At 63.6% G+C, this 22,601-nt stretch carries 23 protein-coding genes; 16 read left to right on the top strand and 7 right to left on the bottom strand.

Annotation, left to right across the window (positions count from 1 at the left end; all coding sequences use genetic code 11):
- The first annotated feature begins 65 nt into the window (after nt 1-65).
- The 5 genes from ACLF6L_RS10195 (at nt 66) to ACLF6L_RS10175 (ending at nt 7,792) form a co-directional block, all read left to right on the top strand.
- Nucleotides 66-2,180: a GAF domain-containing protein gene (locus tag ACLF6L_RS10195; protein WP_412851626.1), complete on the top strand. Its 2,115-nt coding sequence runs from the start codon at nt 66-68 to the stop codon at nt 2,178-2,180.
- Between the two features lie 13 nt (nt 2,181-2,193).
- Entirely contained in the window at nt 2,194-4,041 is a 1,848-nt protein-coding gene (locus ACLF6L_RS10190) for a putative bifunctional diguanylate cyclase/phosphodiesterase (protein ID WP_412851625.1), read from the top strand.
- Nucleotides 4,042-4,138: 97 nt separating this feature from the next.
- Nucleotides 4,139-5,419: a nucleotide sugar dehydrogenase gene (locus ACLF6L_RS10185; protein WP_412851624.1), complete on the top strand. Its 1,281-nt coding sequence runs from the start codon at nt 4,139-4,141 to the stop codon at nt 5,417-5,419.
- Nucleotides 5,419-6,426, top strand: coding sequence for an NAD-dependent epimerase (locus tag ACLF6L_RS10180; RefSeq protein WP_008931651.1), 1,008 nt, complete (start codon nt 5,419-5,421; stop codon nt 6,424-6,426). The genes ACLF6L_RS10185 and ACLF6L_RS10180 overlap by 1 nt, the downstream gene beginning before the upstream one ends.
- Nucleotides 6,427-6,430: 4 nt before the next feature.
- A complete protein-coding gene (locus ACLF6L_RS10175) occupies nt 6,431-7,792 on the top strand; it encodes a phosphomannomutase (RefSeq protein ID WP_412851623.1) in 1,362 nt (453 codons plus the stop codon).
- A gap of 66 nt (nt 7,793-7,858) precedes the next feature.
- Here the strand turns inward: ACLF6L_RS10175 and ACLF6L_RS10170 are convergent, their stop codons facing one another.
- Nucleotides 7,859-8,695, bottom strand: a complete 837-nt coding sequence (locus ACLF6L_RS10170) for a peptidylprolyl isomerase (RefSeq protein WP_412851622.1) — start codon at nt 8,693-8,695, stop codon at nt 7,859-7,861.
- A 49-nt stretch (nt 8,696-8,744) separates the two neighbouring features.
- The gene (locus tag ACLF6L_RS10165; RefSeq protein ID WP_412851621.1) at nt 8,745-9,044 is read right to left on the bottom strand and encodes a YciI family protein; all 300 of its coding nucleotides are present in this window, start codon (nt 9,042-9,044) and stop codon (nt 8,745-8,747) included.
- Between the two features lie 158 nt (nt 9,045-9,202).
- On the opposite strand from ACLF6L_RS10165, the gene ACLF6L_RS10160 reads away from it, so the two are divergent.
- The 5 genes from ACLF6L_RS10160 (at nt 9,203) to scpB (ending at nt 13,215) form a co-directional block, all read left to right on the top strand.
- The gene (locus ACLF6L_RS10160) at nt 9,203-9,829 is read left to right on the top strand and encodes an L-threonylcarbamoyladenylate synthase (protein ID WP_238616102.1); all 627 of its coding nucleotides are present in this window, start codon (nt 9,203-9,205) and stop codon (nt 9,827-9,829) included.
- A 28-nt stretch (nt 9,830-9,857) separates the two neighbouring features.
- Complete coding sequence (locus ACLF6L_RS10155; RefSeq protein ID WP_412851620.1) at nt 9,858-10,538, top strand: site-2 protease family protein; 681 nt, start codon at nt 9,858-9,860, stop codon at nt 10,536-10,538.
- 97 nt (nt 10,539-10,635) lie between these two features.
- Nucleotides 10,636-11,811, top strand: coding sequence for a tryptophan--tRNA ligase (locus ACLF6L_RS10150; protein ID WP_412852782.1), 1,176 nt, complete (start codon nt 10,636-10,638; stop codon nt 11,809-11,811).
- Complete coding sequence (locus ACLF6L_RS10145) at nt 11,808-12,653, top strand: segregation and condensation protein A (protein ID WP_412851619.1); 846 nt, start codon at nt 11,808-11,810, stop codon at nt 12,651-12,653. Before ACLF6L_RS10150 ends, ACLF6L_RS10145 begins: the two co-directional genes overlap by 4 nt.
- Entirely contained in the window at nt 12,643-13,215 is a 573-nt protein-coding gene (gene scpB, locus ACLF6L_RS10140; protein ID WP_242467121.1) for an SMC-Scp complex subunit ScpB, read from the top strand. Before ACLF6L_RS10145 ends, scpB begins: the two co-directional genes overlap by 11 nt.
- An 8-nt stretch (nt 13,216-13,223) precedes the next feature.
- Here scpB and moaB read toward each other — a convergent pair whose 3' ends face one another.
- On the bottom strand, nt 13,224-13,745 hold the full coding sequence (moaB, locus tag ACLF6L_RS10135) for a molybdenum cofactor biosynthesis protein B (protein ID WP_200175177.1): 522 nt from the start codon (nt 13,743-13,745) through the stop codon (nt 13,224-13,226).
- A gap of 73 nt (nt 13,746-13,818) precedes the next feature.
- Between moaB and rluB the strand changes: the two genes are divergently transcribed.
- Nucleotides 13,819-14,610, top strand: coding sequence for a 23S rRNA pseudouridine(2605) synthase RluB (rluB, locus tag ACLF6L_RS10130; protein WP_200175169.1), 792 nt, complete (start codon nt 13,819-13,821; stop codon nt 14,608-14,610).
- A 53-nt stretch (nt 14,611-14,663) separates the two neighbouring features.
- Nucleotides 14,664-15,272 (top strand): endonuclease III domain-containing protein, encoded by a 609-nt coding sequence (locus tag ACLF6L_RS10125; protein ID WP_200175334.1) that lies wholly within the window; start codon nt 14,664-14,666, stop codon nt 15,270-15,272.
- Here ACLF6L_RS10125 and ACLF6L_RS10120 read toward each other — a convergent pair.
- The 4 genes from ACLF6L_RS10120 to hpnC are packed head-to-tail and all read right to left on the bottom strand — an operon-like array spanning nt 15,239 to nt 19,099.
- Entirely contained in the window at nt 15,239-15,985 is a 747-nt protein-coding gene (locus tag ACLF6L_RS10120; protein ID WP_200175167.1) for an SDR family oxidoreductase, read from the bottom strand. The genes ACLF6L_RS10125 and ACLF6L_RS10120 overlap by 34 nt on opposite strands.
- A complete protein-coding gene (hpnE, locus tag ACLF6L_RS10115; protein ID WP_200175165.1) occupies nt 15,982-17,316 on the bottom strand; it encodes a hydroxysqualene dehydroxylase HpnE in 1,335 nt (444 codons plus the stop codon). Before hpnE ends, ACLF6L_RS10120 begins: the two co-directional genes overlap by 4 nt.
- A complete protein-coding gene (gene hpnD, locus ACLF6L_RS10110; RefSeq protein WP_200175159.1) occupies nt 17,313-18,176 on the bottom strand; it encodes a presqualene diphosphate synthase HpnD in 864 nt (287 codons plus the stop codon). Before hpnD ends, hpnE begins: the two co-directional genes overlap by 4 nt.
- Nucleotides 18,177-18,229: 53 nt before the next feature.
- Nucleotides 18,230-19,099 carry a squalene synthase HpnC gene (hpnC, locus tag ACLF6L_RS10105; protein WP_200175151.1) on the bottom strand — a complete coding sequence of 290 codons (870 nt, stop codon included), beginning with the start codon at nt 19,097-19,099 and terminating at the stop codon, nt 18,230-18,232.
- 130 nt (nt 19,100-19,229) lie between these two features.
- Here hpnC and ACLF6L_RS10100 point away from each other — a divergent pair, with 130 nt between their 5' ends.
- From ACLF6L_RS10100 to purF, 4 genes are all read left to right on the top strand, one after another.
- A complete protein-coding gene (locus ACLF6L_RS10100) occupies nt 19,230-19,742 on the top strand; it encodes an N-acetyltransferase family protein (protein WP_412851618.1) in 513 nt (170 codons plus the stop codon).
- A 37-nt stretch (nt 19,743-19,779) separates the two neighbouring features.
- Nucleotides 19,780-20,397 (top strand): SPOR domain-containing protein, encoded by a 618-nt coding sequence (locus ACLF6L_RS10095; protein ID WP_412851617.1) that lies wholly within the window; start codon nt 19,780-19,782, stop codon nt 20,395-20,397.
- Between the two features lie 75 nt (nt 20,398-20,472).
- Nucleotides 20,473-20,967, top strand: coding sequence for a CvpA family protein (locus ACLF6L_RS10090; protein ID WP_412852781.1), 495 nt, complete (start codon nt 20,473-20,475; stop codon nt 20,965-20,967).
- A 43-nt stretch (nt 20,968-21,010) separates the two neighbouring features.
- Entirely contained in the window at nt 21,011-22,519 is a 1,509-nt protein-coding gene (purF, locus tag ACLF6L_RS10085; protein WP_412851616.1) for an amidophosphoribosyltransferase, read from the top strand.
- Nucleotides 22,520-22,601: the final 82 nt, after the last annotated feature.

Raw genomic sequence — 22,601 nt, 5'->3', positions numbered from 1 at the left:
CTGTTTCAGCCCGTTTTGATGGAATGGCGTCAGGCATTGGCTAGGGGCTTCAATCAGGGAGGTAAATGGCATTGTCCAGACGGAAATCCTTTCGGCAAAGACTCGGTGGCAACCCGTATCCCCGGGACCCGGGGCGTGCCAAGCGGAAGCGCCATGAACAGGTGGTGCAATACCAGAATCAGTTGCAGTCCCTGCTCATGGAGCTGGCAACCTCGTTCATCAATCTTCCCCTGGACGACATCAATACGCCGATCCATCAGGCCCTGCGGAGGATGGGCAGGTTTGTCAATGCGGACCGGGTCTACGTGTTCGAGTATGACTTTGACGGCCAGGTCTGCAACAACACCCACGAATGGTGCGAGGAAGGGATACTGCCGCAAATCGACATATTGCAGGGAGTGCCGCTCAACCTGTTCGTGGACTGGGTGCAAACCCATCTGCGCGGGGAGACCATGTATATCCCCGATGTCCTGGCCTTGCCGGTGGGTAGCGGGATCCGCGCGGTACTGGAGCCGCAGCAGATCAAGAGCCTGATCGCGGTACCCATGATGAATACGGACGAATGTGTGGGATTCGTCGGTTTTGACTCGGTCAGGGCACACCATACCTATTCCCTCAAGGAGCAGCAGCTGCTGACGGTGTTCGCGCAGATGCTGCTCAATATCAAGCTGCGTCAGCAGGCGGATCAAGCCCTTGAGCTGCAGCGCCGTTTTCAGGAACTGGTGGCCGATATCGCAACGGATTTCATTGCTGTCGGCAGCGTCACGATCGATGCCAGGATCAATCGGGCACTACAGCTCACCGGTGAGTTTTTCGGGGTTGACCAGAGCGATATCCTGACTTTTTACCGCACGGAAGAGGGGCTTGTCGCCAGGGTCACCCATGAGTGGTGCCGGGAGGGTCAGCCATCTTCCGCGGCACTCATTCATCAGTTTCCCATCGACGACATGCCGGTGTTCAGGCAGAAGGTGCTGGTGGAAAAATCCATTCTGCATATTCCCTGTGTGGATCATCTGCCTGTTGAGGCGGTGAACGAACGAATGTTGCTGGAGCGGCTTGGGATCAAGTCCTCCCTTTCGGTGCCCATCTACACGGATAAGGTGGTTTATGGCGCAATCGGCTTCGAGGCCCGCAGGCAGGAGGTCTTCTGGTCGGGCAGCCAGATCCATGGCCTGAAGGTCATCGCACAGGTGCTGGCCATGGCCTTTGCCAGTATCGAGGTGGAAAAGGCGTTGATGGACGCCAAGGACAATCTTGAGTTACGTGTCCGCCAGAGAACGGCGGAACTCACCGAACAGGTGGCGGCCAAGGAGCAGGCTCTGGCGGACCTGTCCGAGGTGCAGAACACGCTGATGCAAGTCTCCCGCGCCGCGGGCATGGCCGAGGTGGCCACGGGAGTGCTGCACAACGTGGGCAATGTACTCAATAGCGTGAACGTGTCCTGTGACTTGCTGATGGCGCAGTTGCAGGGGTCGCGGGTGGTGAATGTTTCCAGGGTGGCCGGACTGCTTGAGGCCAACCGGGAACGACTGGCCGAATTCATCAGTACCGATGAACGCGGCAGGAGACTGCCGGAATACCTCTCATCGCTGGCCGCGTTGCTGGAGGAGGAACGCCGGTTTTTGCGGCACGAAACCGGGACCCTGGGTGAGCGGATCAACCATATCAAGGAGATCGTGGCCATGCAGCAGAATTACGGCCGTGTCCCCGATGTGCTGGAATCCCTGTTGCCGGAAACCCTGATGGAGGATGCACTGAAGTTGAACGCCGGCGCATTCTCAAGACACGGGATCAATGTCGACCGCCAGTACGGGAATTTGCCGCCGATCGTCACCGACAGGCACCGTGTGCTGCAGATACTGCTGAACCTGATTCATAATGCCAAATATGCTTGTTCCGAAACGGAACATTCACCCAGAGTAGTGACACTGCGTACCCTGGTGAGTGCCGAGGGCAACCTGAGTCTTCAGGTGGAGGACAACGGTATCGGCATTCCCGTCGAGAACATCACCCGGATTTTCCAGCATGGATTTACGACCCGCCGTGACGGGCATGGCTTTGGTCTGCATATCGGTGCGCTGACGGCCCGTGATCTGGGCGGCAGCCTGAAGGCCCACAGCGATGGTCCTGGCCGCGGCGCAACGTTCACGCTTGAGATTCCTTATATTCAGGAAACGTGAGGCTTTCCTCTGCATGTCAATTCCCTCCCTGCCGCATCGTGTGCTTATCATCGATGACAATCCCGCGATTCATGAAGATTTCCGCAAGATCCTCGGGAGAGGACATGACAAGGCTGATGCCCTGCAGGACATGGAGCACATGCTGTTCGGCGGCAATGTGGCGGGTGCCGCTGCGCGCACGTTTGAATTGGATTCTGCCTTTTTGGGCAAGGAAGGACTGGACTGTGTCAGGGCAGCCGTTGCACAGGGTCGGCCCTATGCGCTGGCCTTTGTGGACGGGCGCATGCCGCCGGGATGGGACGGGGTCGAGACCATCAAGCGGCTTTGGGAAGAATGCCCCGACCTGCAGGTGGTGCTCTGCACCGCCTACGCGGACTATTCCTGGTCTGAAATCATGGGAGTGCTGGGGCAGACGGACAATCTGCTGATTCTGAAAAAGCCCTTCGATATTGTCGAAGTCCTGCAGATTGCCCATGCGCTGACGCGGAAGTACGAACTGAATCTGGAGGTGCAAGGGCGTCTGTATGAACTGGCCCACTACGACAACCTGTGCGGTTTGCCGAACCGGGTCTTGTTCAAGGACCGCCTTGAACATGCGATCAGCCTGTCCCGAAGACAGCACCGGCATTTTGCATTGCTGCTGATCGATCTGGATAACTTCAAGCGCATCAACGATACGCTGGGCCACAGTCGCGGTGACGAACTGCTCAGGACCACCGCCAGACGGTTGCACGACTGTCTGCGGAGCTGTGATTCGATCACGTTTCCGTCGCAGCAGGCTGCCGACTCTCTGGCCCGGTTCGGTGGCGATGAGTTTGCCGTCCTGATTCCCGACATGGTCAGGGACGAGGATGCCGGCAAGATTGCCCAGCGCATCATTGCCGAACTCAGCCTTCCCGTGGATCTGGGGGAACACCGGATCATCATGACGCCCAGTGTCGGTATTGCACTGTTTCCCTGTGACGGCGATACGGACGACATGCTGCTCAAAAACGCCGATCTCGCCATGCACTTTTCCAAGCGCCTGGGGCCTGGCCTGTTTTCCTATTATCAGGACTCCATGAATACCGCGGCCCAGAAGCGGCTGACCCTGGAAAATCAGCTGGCTCATGCCATCGAGCGGGATGAACTCTCTGTCCGGTACCAACCCCAGTTCAACCTGGAAACCGGGCAATTGAGTGGCCTGGAGGCGTTGCTGCGCTGGCATAACCTGCTTCTGGGGGCGGTATCGCCCCTGGAGTTCATCCCCCTGGCAGAAGAGGATGGTCTGATCGTCGGGATCGGCGAGTGGGTATTGCGTACCGTCTGTGGCCAGGCGGCGTTCTGGATTCAACAGGGGTTATGGTTGCCCAGGATCGGTATCAATGTGTCCGTCAAACAGGTCATGAAGCCGAATTTCGTTGCCTTGGTCCTGCAGGTGCTTGCCGACACCGGGCTGGCACCTGACAGGCTGGAACTGGAAGTCACGGAGAGCCTGCTTGCCCTGGATATCCTGCAGATCCATGAAGCTCTGCACGCGCTCAGGAAAGTGGGGATCAGCATCGCTATCGATGACTTCGGCACCGGCTATTCCAGTCTGAGCCGACTCAAATCCATGCCGATCGATTCCCTGAAGGTGGATCGTGAATTTATCTGCGGCATCGCCGGCAGTGCCGATGATCGATCCATCGTCACCGCCATTATCTCCATGGCCGAGGCCATGTCGTTGCGGGTGGTTGCCGAGGGCGTGGAGTCCGCCTCCCAGGCGGATTTCCTGAAAGAACTGGGTTGTCAGGAAGTGCAGGGTTTTTTCTATGGTCTTCCCATGGCACCGGACGAGGTGGAGAGCCTGTTGCCCCGAACCGTTGCCGGACGGAGTTGAAAGTGCCGGATCCATCTCTTGGGCCAGTCGCCAGCACCCGGGATTTCCGGTATCTTGCGGTCATTCAGGAACACTCCCTTTCCAAGGAACCCACGCAATGAGCGAAAAGATCGGTGTCATCGGTCTCGGGTATGTCGGGCTGCCCGTGGCCATGGGTTTTGCGGCCCACTATCCCGGGACGGTCGGGTTTGATATCAGTGAACGTCGGGTCGGCACGCTCCAGGAAGGCCACGACTTCACCGGCGAGGTCACGCCCGAAGAACTCAAGGCCAGCACCCTCAAATACACCACCGATCCTTGCGATCTGGTGGGAACCACCTTCTTCGTGGTCACCGTCCCCACCCCCATCGACGACAATCGCCAGCCCGATCTGCGGCCGGTGCTGTCCGCCTGCGAGACCGTGGGCAGGGTACTGTCGCCCGGGGCGGTGGTGGTGTTCGAGTCCACGGTCTATCCCGGCGTGACCGAGGAGATCTGCGGACCGCTCCTGGCCCGGATTTCCGGTCTGCGTCAGGGGGTGGACTTCAAGCTGGGGTATTCCCCCGAGCGCATCAATCCCGGTGACAAGGAACACACCCTGACCCGCATCGTGAAGGTGGTCTCCGGCGAGGACGAGGCGACGCTGGAACGGGTGGCCGAGGCCTACGGACGCATCGTCGAGGCGGGCGTCCATCGGGCGCCCACCATCAAGGTGGCCGAGGCCGCCAAGGTGATCGAGAATACCCAGCGGGATCTGAACATCGCCCTGATGAACGAGTTGGCGCTGATTTTCGATCGTCTGGGCATCCGCACCCGGGATGTCCTGGCCGCCGCCGGCACCAAGTGGAACTTCCTGCCCTTCAGCCCCGGTCTGGTGGGAGGGCACTGCATCGGCGTGGACCCCTATTATCTCACCACCAAGGCCAAGGCCGTGGGGTACTACCCCCAGGTGATCCTGGCCGGCCGGCGCATCAACGACGGCATGGGGGCCTATGTGGCCCAGCGCCTGGTGAAGCTGCTGATCGAGCAGGACCGTCCCGTGAAGCAGGGCAGGGTGGGCATTCTCGGGCTCACGTTCAAGGAAAACGTCCCGGACCTGCGCAACTCCCGCGTGCCCGACATCATCAAGGAACTGCGTCAGTTCGGCATCGAACCCCTGATCCATGACCCGCTGGCGGATGCTCAGGAGGCGCACCATGAATATGGTCTGACCCTGTCGCCTCTGGAGGCCTTCCAGGACCTGGACGGGCTGATCCTGGCCGTGCCTCACCGGGCCTACCTGGCGGCGGGGTCCGACAGCCTTGCCCGGCGCCTGGCCTCAAGCGGGGTGCTGATCGACGTGAAATCGGCCCTGTCCCCGTCCGTCGTGGGGGCCACCCAGGCCTATTGGAGTCTTTGATGAAAATCCTGGTCACCGGCACTGCCGGCTTTATCGGCTCGGCCCTGGCCCTGCGTCTGCTGGCGCGGGGGGATGAGGTCATCGGCGTCGATAATCTCAACGACTATTACGACGTCAATCTCAAGCTGGCCCGTCTGGAGCGGGTGAAGGCCCATCCCGGCTTTACGGACGTGCGGGCCGATATCGCCGATCGTGCCGCGATGGAAGACCTGTTCGCCCGTCACAAGCCCCAGCGGGTGGTGAACCTGGCGGCGCAGGCCGGGGTGCGCTATTCCCTGGAGAATCCACACGCCTATGTGGAAACCAATCTGGTGGGGTTCATCAACATCCTCGAAGGCTGCCGTCACCACGGGGTGGAGAACCTGGTCTACGCCTCCTCCAGTTCCGTCTATGGGGCCAACACCACCATGCCCTTCACCGTCCACGACAACGTGGATCATCCCATGAGCCTCTACGCCGCCAGCAAGAAGGCCAATGAGCTCATGGCCCATACCTATAGCTCCCTCTACGGCCTGCCCACGGTGGGGCTGCGCTTCTTCACCGTCTACGGCCCCTGGGGGCGCCCGGACATGGCCCTGTTCATGTTCACCCGCAACATCCTGGAGGGCAAACCCATCGATGTCTTCAACTACGGTCGCCATCGCCGGGACTTCACCTATATCGATGACATCGTGGAAGGGGTGATCCGCACCCTGGACCGGGTGGCCGAGCCTAACCCGGCCTGGTCCGGTGCCGAGCCCGACTCCGCCACCAGCTTTGCCCCCTACCGGCTCTACAACATCGGCAACAACCAGCCGGTGGAACTGCTCCATTACATTCAGGTACTGGAGGACTGCCTGGGCATGAAGGCGGAAAAGAACCTGCTGCCCCTGCAGCCGGGTGACGTGCCGGATACCTATGCGGACGTGCAGGACCTGGTGAACGACGTGGGGTATCGTCCGTGTACGCCGGTGGAGCAGGGCGTGGAGAACTTCGTGCGCTGGTATCGGGACTTCTATAAGGTTTGATGCAATGACCGATCGTCTTGCCTGTTTCAAGGCCTATGACATCCGCGGCCGTGTCCCCGATGAACTGAATCCGGAGCTGGCCCGGCGCATCGGCCGGGCCTACGCCCGCGTCATCCGTCCGGCGGGGCCGGTGGCAGTGGGGGAGGATATTCGTCTGAGCAGTCCGGCACTGGCGCGAGCGCTGGTGCAGGGATTGAACGAGTCGGGGGTGGACACCCGGTCCCTGGGGCTGTGCGGCACCGAGACCGTCTACCATGCCGCGTCACTGCCCGGCATGGGGGGCGGCATCATGGTCACCGCCAGTCACAATCCCATGGACTACAACGGCATGAAGCTGGTGAAGGCGGGCGCCGTGCCCATCAGCGGCGACAGCGGCCTGAACGAGATCGAGGCCCTGGCCCGTGATGCCGTCCCGGTCGAGGGCCATGTTCAGATGGGCCGGGACGAGCCGCTGGACGTGATGGCCGGCTATGTGGAGCGGGTGCTGGGTCTGGTGGATGAGTCGGTGCTCAGGCCACTGCATCTGGTGGTGAATGCGGGCAATGGGGCCGCCGGTCCCACCTTCGATGCCCTGGCTGCCCGGTTGCCCTTCCGGGTGACCCGGGTTCACCATGCCCCGGACGGCCGTTTCCCCAACGGTATTCCCAATCCCCTGTTGCCGGAGAACCGCAGCGCCACCGCCGACGCGGTGAAGGCCCACGGGGCGGATCTGGGAATCGCCTGGGATGGCGACTTCGACCGCTGCTTCCTGTTCGACGAGCAGGGCCGGTTCGTGGAGGGCTATTACGTGGTGGGGCTGCTGGCGGCCCAGTTGCTGGAACGCCATTCGGGGGAGAAGATCGTCCATGACCCGCGCCTGACCTGGAACACGGTGGAAATGGTTCAGTCGGCTGGTGGCGTGCCGGTGATGAGCAAGACCGGACATGCCTTCATCAAGGAGCGCATGCGTCTCGAAGACGCCCTCTATGGCGGGGAGATGTCGGCCCATCATTACTTCCGCGACTTTGCCTACTGCGACAGCGGCATGATTCCCTGGCTGCTGGTGGCCGAGCGCATGTGCCGGACCGGTCAGCCCCTGTCCGCGCTGGTGGACGAGCGGATGCGGGCCTTTCCCTGCAGCGGCGAGATCAATTTCCGGGTGGTGGACGTGGCGCGGACCCTTGCCAGGATCGGCCAGGTGTTCCGGGATCGTGCCCTGGAAGAAGATGACACCGATGGCCTGAGTATGGGCTTCGGCGACTGGCGCTTCAATCTGCGGGGTTCCAACACGGAACCGGTGATCCGGCTGAACGTGGAGTCGCGGGGGGACGAGGCCCTGATGCGTACCCGGACGGCGTTGCTGTCCGGGCTGATTCAGGAAGCCTGAGTCTTTTCGGCCCTCACCCCAACCCCTCTCCCAAGGGGAGAGGGGCCTGAGTGGGTCGGCCCGCCGTCAGGGAGAAAGGCGGTCCTCACGCACTTCCACCCGGGCTTCCTGTCGGAGCCGTTCCACATAGTCCTGCAGGGCTCTTCGGGCCAGGATCTGCTCCAGTTGTTCCTGCACTTCGGCAAAGGGGGGCGGCTCGATGTCCCGGCTGTCTTCGCGCAGGATCACATGCCAGCCGAATTCCGTTTCCACCGGCTCATGGGTGAAACGGCCATTTTCCAGCGCCAGTACCGCGTCCGAGAAGTCCGGCACCATCATGTCCGCGCTGAACCAGCCCAGATCGCCACCGGCGGAGGCGGAGCCATCCTCCGAATATTCCCGTGCCAGGGCCGGGAACTCTTCCCCTGCCTCAAGGCGTGTGATCAGCGCCGCTGCTTCTTCCTGCGTCGCCACCAGGATATGGCGGGCCCGCAGTTCCAGGGTGTCCATGTCCGCCACCTGACGGTCATATTCGGCGCGCAGGTCCGCCTCGGTGAAGTTCAGGTCGTCCAGAAAATTCTCCACCTGGGTGTTGATCAGCAGGTTGGTGCGCATGCGTTCCATCTGCCGCACCATCCGCGGATCCTTGTCCAGTCCCGCCCTCAGGGCCGCCTGGCGCAGCAGTTCCATGTTGATCAGCTCCTCCAGCGCCATGTCCGGGGTCTGCATGCCGCCATGGTGGCCGGACATGCGGCTCAGGGACAGGAAATCGGCCAGGTCGCTGTCATAGATGGGGCTGTCGTTGACCATGGCCACCGGCTCGCCGCGGGTGGCGTCGGTCGTCGTTTCGGGGTCGTTGCCGGAGCAGGCCGACAGGGTGAAGGCCAGGGCGGCAGCCAGGGGAATCAGCTTGAAGGAGTGCATCTGCAATGGGGTCCTTGTGGTGATGGGCGGGTTCAAGGCAGGGCCGGAATCAGGGAAACACCAATTTGAAGGGCTTGACCGTCACCTGGGCATAGACACCGGCCGCCACATAAGGGTCCGTGTCGGCCCAGGCCTTGGCGGCATCCAGGGAGTCGAACTCGGCCACCACCAGGCTGCCGGTGAATCCGGCTGGACCGGGATCTTCCATGTCCAGGGCCGGGTGTGGCCCGGCCAGCACCAGCCGCCCCGCGTCCTGCAGGGCCTGCAGGCGTTCCAGGTGGGCGGGACGGGCGCTGCGGCGCTTCTCCAGGCTGTCTTCCACGTCCTGGCTGATGATGGCGTAGAGCATCGATGGGACTCCCTGGTTGATGGGTAATGGCGCTTAGGGTAGCGCATGGTGGGGGGTTGGCGCAGGGGCGGCTGTTTCAGAACTTCCAAGATGATTCGGGCACAAGCCCGCAGGTCTGATAAAATCACCCTCCTGATACCGAATAACCGGGAATTGCCATGAGCCGCGTGATCGAGATCCATCCGGTGGACCCTCAACCCCGCCTGATCCAGCAGGTGGTGGAAGTGGTGCAGGACGGCGGGGTCATCGTCTACCCCACCGATTCCTGCTACGCCCTGGGCTGCGCCATCGGCAACAAGTCCGGCATGGAGCGCATTCGGCGTATCCGTCAGCTGGATGAGCAGTATCACCTCACCCTGGTCTGCCGCGACCTGTCCGAGATCGCTACCTATGCCAAGGTGGGAAACACTTCCTACCGTCTGCTCAAGAGCCTCACCCCCGGTCCCTATGCCTTCCTGCTCAAGGCCACCCACGAGGTGCCCCGACGCCTGCAGCATCCCAAGCGCAAGAGCGTCGGCCTGCGGGTGCCGGATCACCCCATCACCCAGGCCATGCTCAAGTCCCTGGGACAGCCGCTCATGAGCAGCAGTCTGGAGATGCCCGGCGATGACCTGCCGTTGACCGATATCTACGAGATTCAGGAACGCCTGTCCTCCCAGGTGGACCTGATCATCGACGGCGGCCCCTGCGGCCTGGAGCCCACCACCGTGATCGACATGGAAAGCGACGTGCCTCGACTGGTGCGTCGGGGCAAGGGCGAAGTGCCCCCCGGAGTGGAGGAGTGAGGCCGGTTCGGGCGCGGAGGACGGACTGATGGAAGGCATTCTGCAGATCATCGCCATCTGGGCCTTGCCGGTGTTGTTTGCCATCACCCTGCATGAGGCTTCCCACGGCTGGATGGCCAAGCAACTGGGAGATCCCACGGCCAAGATGCTGGGTCGTCTCACCGCCAACCCCATCAAGCATATCGATCCGGTGGGGACCATCGCCGTGCCCATCGGCCTTCTGATCTTCACCGCCCTGACGCCGGCACCCCCCTTCGTATTCGGCTGGGCCAAGCCGGTGCCGGTGAATACCCGGAATCTGCGCAATCCCCAGCGGGACATGGCCATCGTGGCTGCCGCCGGTCCCTTCGCCAACCTGCTCATGGCCCTGTTCTGGGCGCTGATGATCAAGATCGGCCTGATGCTGCAGGGGACCTTCGACTGGGCGGCGGTGCCCCTGATCTACATGGGCATGGCGGGAATCACCATCAACATCCTGCTGATGGTACTGAATCTGCTGCCCATCCCACCCCTGGATGGGGGGCGGGTGGTGGCCGGTTTCCTGCCGGCCCGGATCGCCGCCCGCTACGAGCGTCTGGAGCCCTACGGCCTGGTGATCGTTCTGGGTCTGTTGCTCACGGGCGTGCTGTGGGCGATCCTCCTTCCTGTCTTCGGGTTCATCGTGGGTCTGATCCAGACCCTGTTTGCACTGCCGTCCTGGCGCATGTAACCACCTTAAGTCATCACTTTTCTCATTCCATCGAGTACACACCCAAGGAGTCCACTTGAGTTCCCTGCCTGCACAAAACCAGCGCGTCCTGTCCGGCATGCGTCCGACGGGCCGACTGCATCTGGGTCATTATCACGGCGTCCTCAAGAACTGGGTCGAATTGCAGCATTCCTATGAATGCCTGTTCTTCGTGGCCGACTGGCACGCCCTCACCACCCATTATGAAGATCCCGGCATCCTCGGCGAGAGCGTCTGGGACATGGTGGTGGACTGGCTGGCGGCGGGCGTGAGCCCGGGTTCGGCGCGCATCTTCATCCAGTCACGGGTGCCGGAACATGCCGAGCTGCATCTTTTGCTGTCCATGATCACGCCCCTGGGCTGGCTGGAGCGGGTGCCCACCTACAAGGACCAGCAGGAGAGGCTCAAGGAAAGGGATCTGGCCACCTACGGCTTTTTGGGCTACCCGCTGCTGCAGAGCGCGGACATCCTCATCTACAAGGCGGGGCTGGTGCCGGTGGGCGAGGACCAGGTGGCCCACCTGGAAATCACCCGCGAGGTGGCACGCCGCTTCAATCATCTCTACGGGCGTGAACCCGGATTCGAGGAAAAGGCCGAGGCGGCCGCCGACAAGATGGGCAAGAAGAACGCCCGCATGTACCGGGATCTGCGCCGCCGCTACCAGGAACAGGGTGAGGACGAGGCCCTGGATGTGGCCCGTGCCCTGCTGGAAAGCCAGCAGAACATCTCCCTGGGGGACCGGGAGCGTCTGTTCGGTTATCTGGAAGGCAGCGGCCGCATCATCCTGCCCGAACCCCACCCCATGCTCACCAAGGCCTCCAAGATGCCGGGCCTGGACGGCCAGAAGATGTCCAAGTCCTACGGCAACACCGTCTCCCTGCGGGATGAGCCGGCGGAGGTGGAAAAGAAGATCCGCACCATGCCCACGGACCCGGCCCGCGTGCGCCGTACCGATCCGGGCAATCCGGACAAGTGCCCGGTCTGGTCCCTGCACCAGATCTACACCGGCGAGGATGTCCATCAGTGGGTGCAGGAGGGCTGTCGTAGCGCCGGTATCGGCTGTGTGGAATGCAAGCAGCCGGTGGTGGATGGGGTACTTGATGAGCTGCGGCCCATGCAGGCCCGTGCTCGGGAATACGAGTCCGATCCGAATCTGGTCCGATCCGTGGTGGCGGAAGGCTGCGAGGCCGCCCGCGACATCGCCCGGGACACCCTGGACGAGGTCCGGCGCAGTATGGGACTGGCCTACCGATGAGCACCGAACCCGCGGCCCTGTCACCGGCGCCGGACGGTGCCGGGCAGGCCGGGGGGGCACCGCTGGCCATCGTCCGCGGAGAACCGCTGACCCTGGTGCCCAGGGATCTCTACATCCCGCCGGATGCCCTGGAGGTCTTTCTGGAGACCTTCGAGGGGCCGCTGGATCTGCTCCTTTACCTGATCAAGCGCCAGAACCTGGATATTCTGGACATCCCTATCGCCGAGATCACCCGTCAGTACATGGGGTATATCGAGCTGATGCAGGAGATGCGTCTGGAACTGGCGGCGGAGTATCTGGTGATGGCGGCCATGCTGGCGGAGATCAAGTCCCGCATGCTGCTACCCCGGTCCGCGGCGGTGGAGGACGAGGACGATCCCCGGGCCGAACTGGTGCGGCGGCTGCAGGAATACGAACAGTTCAGGCAGGCGGCGCAGGACCTGGATGACCTGCCCAGGCTGGAGCGGGATATCTTCCCGGCCACCCTGGAGCCGCCGCCGCTCACGGGTGAGCGACCACTGCCGGAGGTGGGGCTGGATGAGTTGTTGCTGGCCCTGCGGGAGGTGCTGCAGCGAGCGGACATGTTCACCCACCATCAGATCCAGCGGGAGCCCCTGTCGGTGCGCGAGCGCATGTCCCGGGTACTGGAGGCCCTGGGGCAAGGGCCGGTGCCGTTTGCGGCCCTGTTCACCCTGGAGGAGGGCCGACGGGGGGTGGTGGTCACCTTCCTGGCGGTGCTGGAGCTGCTCAAGGCCCATCTGGTGGAGCTGGCGCAGGCGGAACTGTTTGCCCCCATCTACCTGAGCGCGGCAAGACGCGCCGATGTTGCCCATGACACCTGAACTGCTCTGTCGCATTCTGGAAGGCGCCCTTCTGGCCGCTGATCGCCCCCTTTCCCTGGAACAGATGGAACGGCTGTTCGAGGACGCCGAGCGGCCTTCCCGGGCCGAACTGCGCAAGGCCCTGGATGCCCTGGCCCAGGCCTGTGACGACCGGGGCTACGAGTTGCGCCAGGTGGGCAGCGGCTACCGTTTCCAGGTGCGCGAGGCCCTCTCGCCCTGGATTTCCCGCCTGTGGGAGGAACGGCCGCCGCGCTATTCCCGCGCCCTGCTGGAGACCCTGGCCCTGATTGCCTACCGACAACCCATCACCCGGGCGGAGATCGAGGCGGTGCGTGGGGTGACCGTGAGTACCCAGATCATCAAGACCCTGACGGAGCGGGAGTGGGTGCGGGTGGTGGGACACAAGGAGGTGCCGGGGCGTCCGGCCCTGTACGGGACCACGCCCCGGTTCCTGGACTATTTCAATCTGTCGTCCCTGGATGATCTGCCCAGCCTGATGGAGTTGAAGGATCTGGGGATGGATCCCGAGCCGGTGCGGTCCCGGGCGGAAACGAACCGGTAATCTGGGGACTATTGCTCCTTGAGTCGGGGCATCAGCATCACCAGATTGCAGGGCCGGGTCCGGTGGTCAAGCTGGGACTGGATCAGCCGGGTCCAGGCGGTGCGGCAGGCCCCGGAAGAGCCGGGCAGGCAGAACACATAGGTGCCGTTGGCCACCCCCGCCAGCGCCCGGGACTGCAGGGCGGAGGTGCCGATTTCCTCGTGGGAGAGCATCCGGAACAGCTCGCCGAACCCCTCGATTTCCTTGTCCAGCAGGGGTGCCACCGCCTCCGGTGTGCCGTCCCGACCGGTGATGCCGGTGCCACCGGTGGTGAGAACCACCTGAATCTCCGGGTCGGCAATCCAGGCCGAGACCACGGCCCTGATCTGGTAGATGTCGTCCGCCACCCGTTGCCGGTCGGCCGCCCGATGCCCTGCCTGGGTCAGCCCGTCCACCAGTGCCTGCCCGGAGGTATCCTCCGCCAGGGTGCGTGAATCGGAGACCGTCAGTACGGCGATGTCCAGTGGAATGAAGTGGCGGGTGTCGCTCATGGGGAATCGTCCTGTGGCGGAAAGGGGGGGCGGATCAGTACACTACCGGTTTGACAGCGATGGATAACACATCATGACCGAACGTCTCCACAAATTGCTGGCCCAGGCGGGTCTGGGTTCACGTCGAGAGGTGGAGCGCTGGATCGCCCAGGGCCTGGTGACCGTCAACGGCAAGGTGGCCCAGCTGGGGGATCAGGCCAGCCCGGAAGACCAGATCGCCGTGCGCGGACGCCCCGTCTCCGTGGAGGTCCCGGCACAGCGCGTGGTGGTCTATCACAAGCCGGAAGGGGAAGTGACCACCCGCTCCGACCCCGAAGGCCGACCCACCGTGTTCGAACATCTGCCCCGGCTGCGCCAGGGCCGCTGGGTGAGCATCGGCCGGCTGGATCTCAACACTTCCGGATTGTTGCTGTTCACCACCGACGGCGAGCTGGCCAACCGGCTCATGCATCCTTCCACCGAGGTGGAGCGGGAATACGCCGTGCGGGTGCTGGGCGCGGTGGAACCGGCGGTGATCCAGCGGCTGCTGGCCGGCGTGGAACTGGAGGACGGTCCGGCCCGTTTTGACGATATTCGGGAGGCGGGGGGCACCGGTGCCAATCACTGGTACCACGTGACCCTCAAGGAGGGCCGCAACCGGGAGGTGAGGCGCCTGTGGGAATCCCAGGGCATCACCGTCAGTCGCCTGATCCGGGTGCGCTACGGCTGCATCCAGCTGGGGACCGGACTGCGTCTGGGCCGCTGGCGGGAGCTGGAGTCCCAGGAGATGAAGGCGCTGTACCAGCAGGCGGGCCTGTCCTGGAAGCCGCCCCGCAAGGCACGCGTCATCCGCCCCCCCAAGACCCGGCGTGCCCCCCGGCGGTGAACCCGGCGCGTCTTCGTCTCACCCTGGAACGCCTGTCGGCCCATCACGGGCCGATGCACTGGTGGCCAGGGGAGACGCCCTTCGAGGTGATGGTGGGGGCCATCCTGACCCAGAATACCGCCTGGACCAACGTGGAGCGGGCCATCGTCAACCTGAAGGCAGCCGAAGTGCTGGATCCGGAAAGCCTGGCGGCCCTGCCGCGCAATGATCTTGCCGGTCTGATCCGGCCTTCCGGATATTTCAACGTCAAGGCGGGGCGGCTGCAGGCCTTTTGCCACTGGTATCTGGAGCAGGGCGGGGAGACCGCCTTGCGGGGCTGGTCCACCGAGGCCCTGCGCCGGGGATTGCTGTCGGTGAAGGGGGTGGGGCCGGAGACGGCGGACGACATCCTGCTGTATGCCTTCGAGCGGCCGGTGTTCGTGGTGGATGCCTATACCCGGCGTCTGTTTGCCCGCCTGGAACTGGCCGGGGGAGATGAGCCCTATGAGGTGCTCAGGACCGGGGTCGAGGCGGTGCTGGGGGAGGATGTCCCGGCCCTGAACGAGTTCCATGCCCTGATCGTCGCCCACGGCAAGACCCTCTGCCGCCCCCGGCCCCGCTGCGAAGGCTGTCCCTTGCAGTCGATGTGTCAGGCCAGCTTGAGGTTCTGCCCGGTGGTCTGACCGGCATCCGGCCCCAGCAGATAGAGATACGGCCCGATGACCTCTTCAGGGGTGGCCAGTGTGGTGGGGTCTTCCCCCGGATACTGCTCCGCCCGCAACTGGCTGCGGATTGGGCCGGTGTCCACGCCGTTGACCCGCATCTTGCGATCTCCCTGATATTCCTTGGACAGGATGTCCATCAGGCCCTTCAGGCCCGCCTTGGCCACCCCGAATCCCCCCCAGTAGGCCTTCTGGCAGTCGTGGGTGGAGAACACCACGGACGGATCGGGGGACTGCTCCAGCAGCGGCAGCACCGCATGAGTGAGCAGGAAGGGGGCATGCAGGTTCACCGTCATGACCCTGGCCCACAGTTCCAGGTCATAGTGCTTGAGCGGCGTCAGATATCCCACGAAGGCGGCATTATGGACCAGGCCGTCCAGGCGGCCGAATTCGTTGCCCACGTTCTCCGCCAGATCCTGGTAATCCTTGGCGGTGGCGCCTTCCAGGTTCATGGGGTAAATGGCCGGCTGGGGGCCGCCGGCGGTCTCGATCTCGTCGTAGACCTTTTCCAGTGATTTGATCACCTTGTCCAGCAGGATCACGGTGGCGCCATGGGCGGCACAGGCCAGGGACAGGACGCGGCCGATGCTGCCCGTGGATCCGGTCACCAGGATGACCCGGTCCTTGAGCAGGTCCGGGGCTGGAGCATAGGTGAGCAGTTGTTGCGGGATCATGAGCATTCCGTGGTTGGATCGTTCGAATGAAGCAGTGATTCGGCGCATTCTAGCCCACTGATGACCGCGCCTTCGAGGGTGGCCGGCAGACCGTTGGCCGTGTAGTCGCCCGCCAGCCAGAGGCCGGCTTCGGCGGTGCGGTTGCCCGGGCGCAGCCGGTCGCAGCCCACCTCGGCCTTGAAGGTGGCCTGCTTTTCCCGGATCACCCAGCTCTGCAGTGGGGCTGGCCAGGCAGGGAAGAGCATGTGCAGTTCCGCCTGAATCTGGGTTGCCAGGGCCTGGTTGTCCAGGTCCATGTGCGGGCCGGAGGCCGAGATGACCACCGCCATGACCCCGGGCTGACCGGTGAAGCGCCGATCAAAGACCCATTGCCCGGTGGTGCCCAGCATGCCGTGGAATGGTGTGCTCAGGCGGGTTTCCTCCGGATAGCGCAGGTAGACGGTGCAAATGGGTTCGCAGGCCAGGGCGTCAAGATTGGCGGCCGTTTCCGTCAGGGCGGGAAAACCGGCCAGCAGCCGGGCGGTGATGCCATGGGGTGTGGCCAGGATCACCTGTCGGGCCCGGTATTCATCCCCTTCCCGCAGTTGCAGGCGGAAACCGTCGCCGTCGCGGTCCACGGACTGGACCCGGGCACCGGTGATCACCGATCCCCCCAGGGATTCCACGTAATGGCGGGCCGGTTCCGGCAGGGCCTCGCCCAGGCTGACCCTGGGGATCAGCAGGTCCGCATGGCTGCGGTGACCGGAGAATGCTCCCCTGAGCACGGCGGTGAACAGTCGGGCCGAGGCCTCGGCGGGATGGGTGTTGAGGGTGGCCAGGCACAGGGGGATCCAGAGCTGCCGGATCAGGGTGTCGGGCTGCCGGTGTTCATGCAGCAGTCGGGATACCGGGATGTCTTCCGCGCCGTTCCAGCGCATCAGTCGCGCGAGGCCCGGCAGGGCCTGCAGGCGGTCCCTGCCGGGCATGCCGCGGGCAGTGAGCAGTCCGGCCAGCAGATGGAAGGGGGCCGGCAGGAACAGGCTGGAGATGGACAGATCCGGTACGCCCGATTCCCGCATGTTCAGATCCAGGGGCAGGCGCAGGAAGATACGGGATTCCGGCAGCCCCATGGTCTCGATCATCCGCAGGACATGGGTATAGGCACCCAGCAGCAGATGCTGGCCGTTATCCAGCGGGACATCGTCCAGGTCCACCTGACGGGCCCGGCCCCCCAGGGCCCGGGCGGCTTCCAGTACCGTGACCTGTCTGCCCGCCTGGGCCAGTCGTACCGCCGCGCTCAGCCCGGCCCAGCCGGCACCCACGATGCAGACGTCGGTATCAGGGGGGGTCATTGTTGTGCAACCTTCCGGTGACGGCGTTTTTCCTGGCGGGCGATCCGCCACGCGATCCAGAATTTTCTCAGGGGGGTGAGCCGGACCCGCTGTTCCAGCACCCGGTAGCCATCGGCGGCGATCTCGTCCAGCAGGGTGCGATAGATGGCCGCCATGATGATGCCCGGGCGCTGGGCGTAGCGGTCGGATTCCGCCAGATGCTCGAAGGCCCGTCGGTAATATTCCCTGGCGCGGTCCGCCTGAAAGGCGAACAGGGCCTGGAGGTGTTCCGAGGTCTGGGGTCTTTGCAGGTCCACCGGCTGCACATCGAACCGCTTGAGTTCATCCAGGGGGATATAGATGCGGCCTCGTCGGGCGTCTTCCAGTACATCCCGCAGTATGTTGGTGAGCTGAAAGGCCATGCCCAGGTCGTGGGCGTAGCGGGCGGTCCGGCGGTCCTCGTAGCCGAAAATCTCCGCCGACATCAGACCCACCACGGAAGCCACCCGATAACAGTAGAGGGAGAGTTCCGTGAAGCTGGGATAGGCATCATAGTCCAGGTCCATCTGCATGCCGTCGATGATTTCCCGGAAGTGTTCCTCCGGCAGGTTGAAGCGTTCCAGAAAGGGCTGCAGGGCCTGGCAGACCGGGTGGGTGGGGCTGCCCTGGAAGGTTCGACTGACTTCTTCCCGCCACCAGTCCAGCTTGGCACGGGCCACGGCCGGGTCATGGCATTCGTCCACCACATCATCCACCTCCCGGCAGAAGGCATAGAGGGCCGTGATGGCCCGGCGCCGTTCCGGGGGCAGGAACAGGAAGCTGTAATAAAAGCTGGAGCCGCTGCCTGCGGCCTTTTCCTGACAGTACTGGTCGGGGGTCATGGGGCCTTGATTCTGGTTGTCGCCAGGGCCTTAAACTATCACAGGTCGGTGGGTCAGCGGTGACGGGGAATGAGGGCGTCGCGCAGAATCACCAGGTAATCGCGGGCCTGCAGTCTTGGCCGGGAGAACAGATCACCCTGCTGCCGCTGCAGGTGCCACAGGACCCGGGCGCCGGCCACGATGATCAGGCGGATCTCCAGGCCGATGCGCCCCCGGAGCAGGCCGCCCAGGGGGGCGCCGCTGCGCATCAGCTGGTCGGCGCGCCGGTACTGGTGTTGCATCAGGTGGCGAAAGGGGGTATCGGTCACACGATCACGGAAATGGGCCTCGGTGACACCAAAGCGTGCCATGTCATCCATGGGGATGTAAATCCGTCCCATTTCGTGATAATCCTGGGCCAGATCCTGGTAGAAGTTGATCAGCTGCAGGCTGGTGCAGACGGCGTCGGACAGAGCCAGGCGCCGTTCATCGGCCTCGCCGCTCAGGTGCAGCAGCAGCCGCCCCACCGGGTTGGCGGAACAGCGACAATACTGGACCACCTCGCCGAAGTCCTGGTAGCGGCTCTTGGTGACATCCTGGCGAAATGCGTTCAACAGGTCATGGAACAGGGCGGTGGGCAGGCCATGGGCGGAGATGGCGTGGGCCAGGGCGATGAAGGTCGGATCGGTGTCCGGTGTTCCGGCTGCCGCCGCATCCAGACGGGCCGCCAGATCGTCCAGGGCGGTCAGGCGCTCGTCGGCGGGCCGGTCACCCTCGTCGGCAAGATCGTCGCCGCGGCGGGCAAAGCTGTAGATTGCGGCGATGGGGCCGCGCAGGCGGGGCGGCACCAGCCGGGAGGCCACCGGGAAGTTTTCATAATGATCATGGGCCTGCCGCAGGCATTCGCGATAGGCTTCCCGGGTGTTGACTGAAACGGCGTGCATTGCGTCGTGTCGCAGGCAATGAATGAATGAGGCAGTCTACCATGCTGTCCGAAGGATCCGTGCCGCCGGTGGCGGTTCCGGATCGGGATTCATGAGGCTGTCGGTGTGATCAAAAGAGGTTTCATGGAACGTGAAGTATGATCCAACGCGTCTTGTCATCCGCCCCGTCGGAGAGGCGGATCTGGCAATCGTCTGTCAACTGCCGCTGGATGCCCGTGAGGCCGACTGGGTCTTCCCTGGTGCGGCCCATCCGGTATCACCGGAATGGCTGCGACCGGCGGTTGCCGGCAGTGCCCATGCCGAAGTGGTGGAATATCGGGGGGAGGTGGTGGCCTTCGGTGTCCTGCACTCCCTGGAGCCGGGTGGGGCGGGGTTCGTAAGTCATCTGGTGGTGCGCTCTGATCTACGGGGACTGGGGATCGGTTCCCATCTGCTGGATCACCTCATGGGACGCGCCTTTCGGGAGGCGCGTTGCCGGGAGATGCACGTGCAGGTGGCCACGGAGGATGCCCCGGCCCTGCTCATGTGCTACGAAAAAGGCTTCATGCCCTATGGCATGGACCGTCATGAGGACGCCCGGGGACGCGCCGGCGTGCTCATGCATCTGAGACTGGGCAGGCGGGAATTCGATGAAGGGGATTGAAGCGGGGGCGGGTCTTGGGGCGAGGAATGGTTTATACTTGCCGCCCGAGGACGCCCAAGCCGTGGAAACACCATTGAAACAACGCCTTGTCGGGGCAGCCGTGCTGGTGGCCCTGGCCGTCATCTTCCTTCCCATGCTGCTGGATGGCGCTGGACGGGAGGCTCGCCTGAGTCTGTCCGAACCGGTGCCTCCGGAACCGGTCTTTGAACGTCCCGTTCCGGCACCGATCCAGGAACAACGCCTGGCGGCCGCGCCGCAGGCGCCCCCGGTCGTGCGCGAGTCCCCTATGCCTTCCACGCCGCCGCCTCAGCCCCGTCCGCAGGCCCGCTCCGTACCCGAGTCGGTGCCGACGCCGCCACCGCCCGCGGAACCCCGCAGTCCGGTTGCGGCGCGTTCACCCGAGCCGGGCACCCCGGTCGCCGGTGGCTGGGTGGTCCAGGTGGGCAGTTTCGGGCAGGAGGCCAATGCACGGGGAGAGGCCGACCGGCTGCGTCGCGCCGGGTTCCCGGCCTTCGTGGAGCGCACCAGCGCCGACGGTCGGGTCCTCTACCGGGTCAAGGTGGGTCCGGAATTGGAGCGTCATGCCGCCCAGTCCCTGCAGACCCGGCTGCAGGATGAGCAGTCGCTCAGAGGCATTGTGGTCAGCCACCCCTGATCTGGCCATCCGTTTGCCGATGAACGCCCCAATCTCTGTTACACTCCGCGTCACGAGACTTTCATCTGCATGGATATGATCTGGATCGATTTCGTCATCCTGGGCATTGTGGCGGTTTCCACCGTGATCAGCCTGTTCCGTGGCTTCGTCAAGGAAGCCATCTCCCTGGCTACCTGGATCCTGGCCTTCTGGATCTCCCTGGCCTATTCCGGTGTGGCGGCCGCGCATCTGCCCTTCGGTCTGGAAGACCCCACCCTGAGATTGGGTATTGCCTTTGCCATCCTGTTCATCCTCACCTTGCTGATGGGGGGCATCGTCAATGTTCTGGCCGGACAACTGGTCAAGAAGACGGGGCTGTCGGGAACGGATCGCAGCATCGGTGCGGTATTCGGTCTGGCCCGTGGTGGCCTGATCGTGGCCGTGGTGATCCTGCTCATGGGCCTGACGGTGATTCCGGAAGAGCCCTGGTGGCAGGACAGTCTCCTGGTTCCCCACTTTGAGCGCATCGCCCTTTGGCTGCGCGATTATCTGCCACCGGATCTGGCGTCTCACTTTTCTTTCGGGGCCTGATCGGGCCCTAAGTCTTCCCAGAATCACCAAAGAGGCACACCCCATGTGCGGGATAGTCGGAATAGTCGGTCGCAGCCCCGTCAACCAGGCGCTGTACGACGCTCTCCTGGTATTGCAGCATCGCGGTCAGGATGCCGCCGGTATCGTGACCTGTGACGAGGATGGTCATCTTCATCTGCGCAAGGACAACGGCCTGGTAAGGGACGTGTTCACCCAGCAGCACATGCGAAGTCTCACCGGCAACATGGGTATCGGCCATGTGCGCTATCCCACCGCCGGCAGTTCCTCCTCGGCGGAAGCCCAGCCTTTTTATGTGAACTCCCCCCATGGCATCACCCTGGGACATAACGGCAACCTCACCAATGCCGCGGAACTCAAGCGTGAGCTGTTTCTGCAGGACCGGCGCCATATCAACACGGAATCCGATTCCGAGATCCTGCTCAATATCCTGGCCCAGGAACTGATCCGTCAGGATGGGCTTTCCCTTACCCCCGAGGCCCTGTTCCGGGCGGTGAGCGGGGTGCATCGGCGCTGTCAGGGGGCCTACGGGGTGGTGGCCATGTTCTGCGGTCGCGGCATCCTGGGCTTTCGTGATCCCCACGGCATCCGCCCGGTGGTCTACGGACGGCGGGAGACGGAGGAAGGTACGGAATACATGGTGGCCTCCGAGAGCGTGGCCCTGGATACCCTGGGCTTTGAACTGGTGCGGGATCTGGCGCCGGGGGAGGCCATCTATATCGAGATGGACGGCACGGTGCATCTGCAGCAGTGCGCCGACAACCCCGGTCTTTCTCCCTGCATCTTCGAGTATGTCTATTTTGCCCGTCCAGACTCGGTGATGGACGATGTGGTGGTGCATCGCGCCCGCATGCGCATGGGCACGCGGCTGGGCAAGAAGATCCTGCGGGAATGGCCGGATCACGACATCGACGTGATCATCCCCATCCCGGATACCGGCCGCACCGTGGCCATCGAGATGGCCCATGAGCTGAACGTGAAATACCGGGAGGGCTTCATCAAGAATCGTTACATCGGCCGCACCTTCATCATGCCGGGCCAGACCCAGCGCAGAAAGTCGGTGCGCCAGAAGCTCAATGCCATCGGTCTGGAGTTCAAGGGCAAGAACGTGCTGCTGGTGGATGACTCCATCGTGCGCGGCACCACCTCGCGGGAGATCGTCATGATGGCCCGGGAGGCTGGTGCACGGAAGGTCTATTTCGCTTCCGCGGCCCCGCCGGTGCGTTATCCCAACGTCTACGGCATCGACATGCCCGCCGCCCAGGAACTGATTGCCCATGGGCGTACCGAGGAGGAGGTCTGCGCGGCCATTGCCGCCGATCGCCTGATCTATCAGGATCTGGAAGATCTGATGGGTGCCGTGCGCAAGGGTAACCCGCGTCTGGAGCGGTTTGACTGCTCCGTATTCACTGGTGAATATGTCACCCAGGTCAGCCCCGACTACCTGACACATCTGGAACAACGCCGCAATGATCTGGCCAAACATAAAAAGGACCGCGAATACGCCAATCTGGACCTGCACAACAACGCCTGACACGAGGCGTCTGTGTCTGGCCCTGGCGTGCTGGGTCTGCGTGTGCCTGTTGCCCCTGAGTTCGGTGGGAGCCTGGGTGCTG

It is taken from the genome of Ectothiorhodospira shaposhnikovii, from assembly GCF_047222355.1.
Taxonomy (GTDB): domain Bacteria; phylum Pseudomonadota; class Gammaproteobacteria; order Ectothiorhodospirales; family Ectothiorhodospiraceae; genus Ectothiorhodospira.
Note: the sequence above shows the minus strand (reverse complement) of the source record. Positions and strands in the feature narration are given on the sequence as shown.

Excerpts from the sequence above, each read along its gene's own strand:
- ACLF6L_RS10090 (WP_412852781.1), top strand. The coding sequence starts at position 20,473 with ATGATCTGGATCGATTTCGTCATCCTGGGCATTGTGGCGGTTTCCACC.
- ACLF6L_RS10125 (WP_200175334.1), top strand. The coding sequence starts at position 14,664 with ATGCACTGGTGGCCAGGGGAGACGCCCTTCGAGGTGATGGTGGGGGCC.
- moaB (WP_200175177.1), bottom strand. The coding sequence starts at position 13,745 with ATGAGCGACACCCGCCACTTCATTCCACTGGACATCGCCGTACTGACG.
- hpnE (WP_200175165.1), bottom strand. The coding sequence starts at position 17,316 with ATGACCCCCCCTGATACCGACGTCTGCATCGTGGGTGCCGGCTGGGCC.
- ACLF6L_RS10180 (WP_008931651.1), top strand. The coding sequence starts at position 5,419 with ATGAAAATCCTGGTCACCGGCACTGCCGGCTTTATCGGCTCGGCCCTG.
- ACLF6L_RS10190 (WP_412851625.1), top strand. The coding sequence starts at position 2,194 with ATGTCAATTCCCTCCCTGCCGCATCGTGTGCTTATCATCGATGACAAT.
- hpnD (WP_200175159.1), bottom strand. The coding sequence starts at position 18,176 with ATGACCCCCGACCAGTACTGTCAGGAAAAGGCCGCAGGCAGCGGCTCC.
- ACLF6L_RS10185 (WP_412851624.1), top strand. The coding sequence starts at position 4,139 with ATGAGCGAAAAGATCGGTGTCATCGGTCTCGGGTATGTCGGGCTGCCC.
- ACLF6L_RS10120 (WP_200175167.1), bottom strand. The coding sequence starts at position 15,985 with ATGATCCCGCAACAACTGCTCACCTATGCTCCAGCCCCGGACCTGCTC.
- ACLF6L_RS10175 (WP_412851623.1), top strand. The coding sequence starts at position 6,431 with ATGACCGATCGTCTTGCCTGTTTCAAGGCCTATGACATCCGCGGCCGT.
- ACLF6L_RS10150 (WP_412852782.1), top strand. The coding sequence starts at position 10,636 with ATGCGTCCGACGGGCCGACTGCATCTGGGTCATTATCACGGCGTCCTC.
- hpnC (WP_200175151.1), bottom strand. The coding sequence starts at position 19,099 with ATGCACGCCGTTTCAGTCAACACCCGGGAAGCCTATCGCGAATGCCTG.
- ACLF6L_RS10160 (WP_238616102.1), top strand. The coding sequence starts at position 9,203 with ATGAGCCGCGTGATCGAGATCCATCCGGTGGACCCTCAACCCCGCCTG.
- purF (WP_412851616.1), top strand. The coding sequence starts at position 21,011 with ATGTGCGGGATAGTCGGAATAGTCGGTCGCAGCCCCGTCAACCAGGCG.
- ACLF6L_RS10145 (WP_412851619.1), top strand. The coding sequence starts at position 11,808 with ATGAGCACCGAACCCGCGGCCCTGTCACCGGCGCCGGACGGTGCCGGG.
- ACLF6L_RS10165 (WP_412851621.1), bottom strand. The coding sequence starts at position 9,044 with ATGCTCTACGCCATCATCAGCCAGGACGTGGAAGACAGCCTGGAGAAG.
- ACLF6L_RS10155 (WP_412851620.1), top strand. The coding sequence starts at position 9,858 with ATGGAAGGCATTCTGCAGATCATCGCCATCTGGGCCTTGCCGGTGTTG.
- scpB (WP_242467121.1), top strand. The coding sequence starts at position 12,643 with ATGACACCTGAACTGCTCTGTCGCATTCTGGAAGGCGCCCTTCTGGCC.
- ACLF6L_RS10195 (WP_412851626.1), top strand. The coding sequence starts at position 66 with ATGGCATTGTCCAGACGGAAATCCTTTCGGCAAAGACTCGGTGGCAAC.
- ACLF6L_RS10170 (WP_412851622.1), bottom strand. The coding sequence starts at position 8,695 with ATGCACTCCTTCAAGCTGATTCCCCTGGCTGCCGCCCTGGCCTTCACC.
- rluB (WP_200175169.1), top strand. The coding sequence starts at position 13,819 with ATGACCGAACGTCTCCACAAATTGCTGGCCCAGGCGGGTCTGGGTTCA.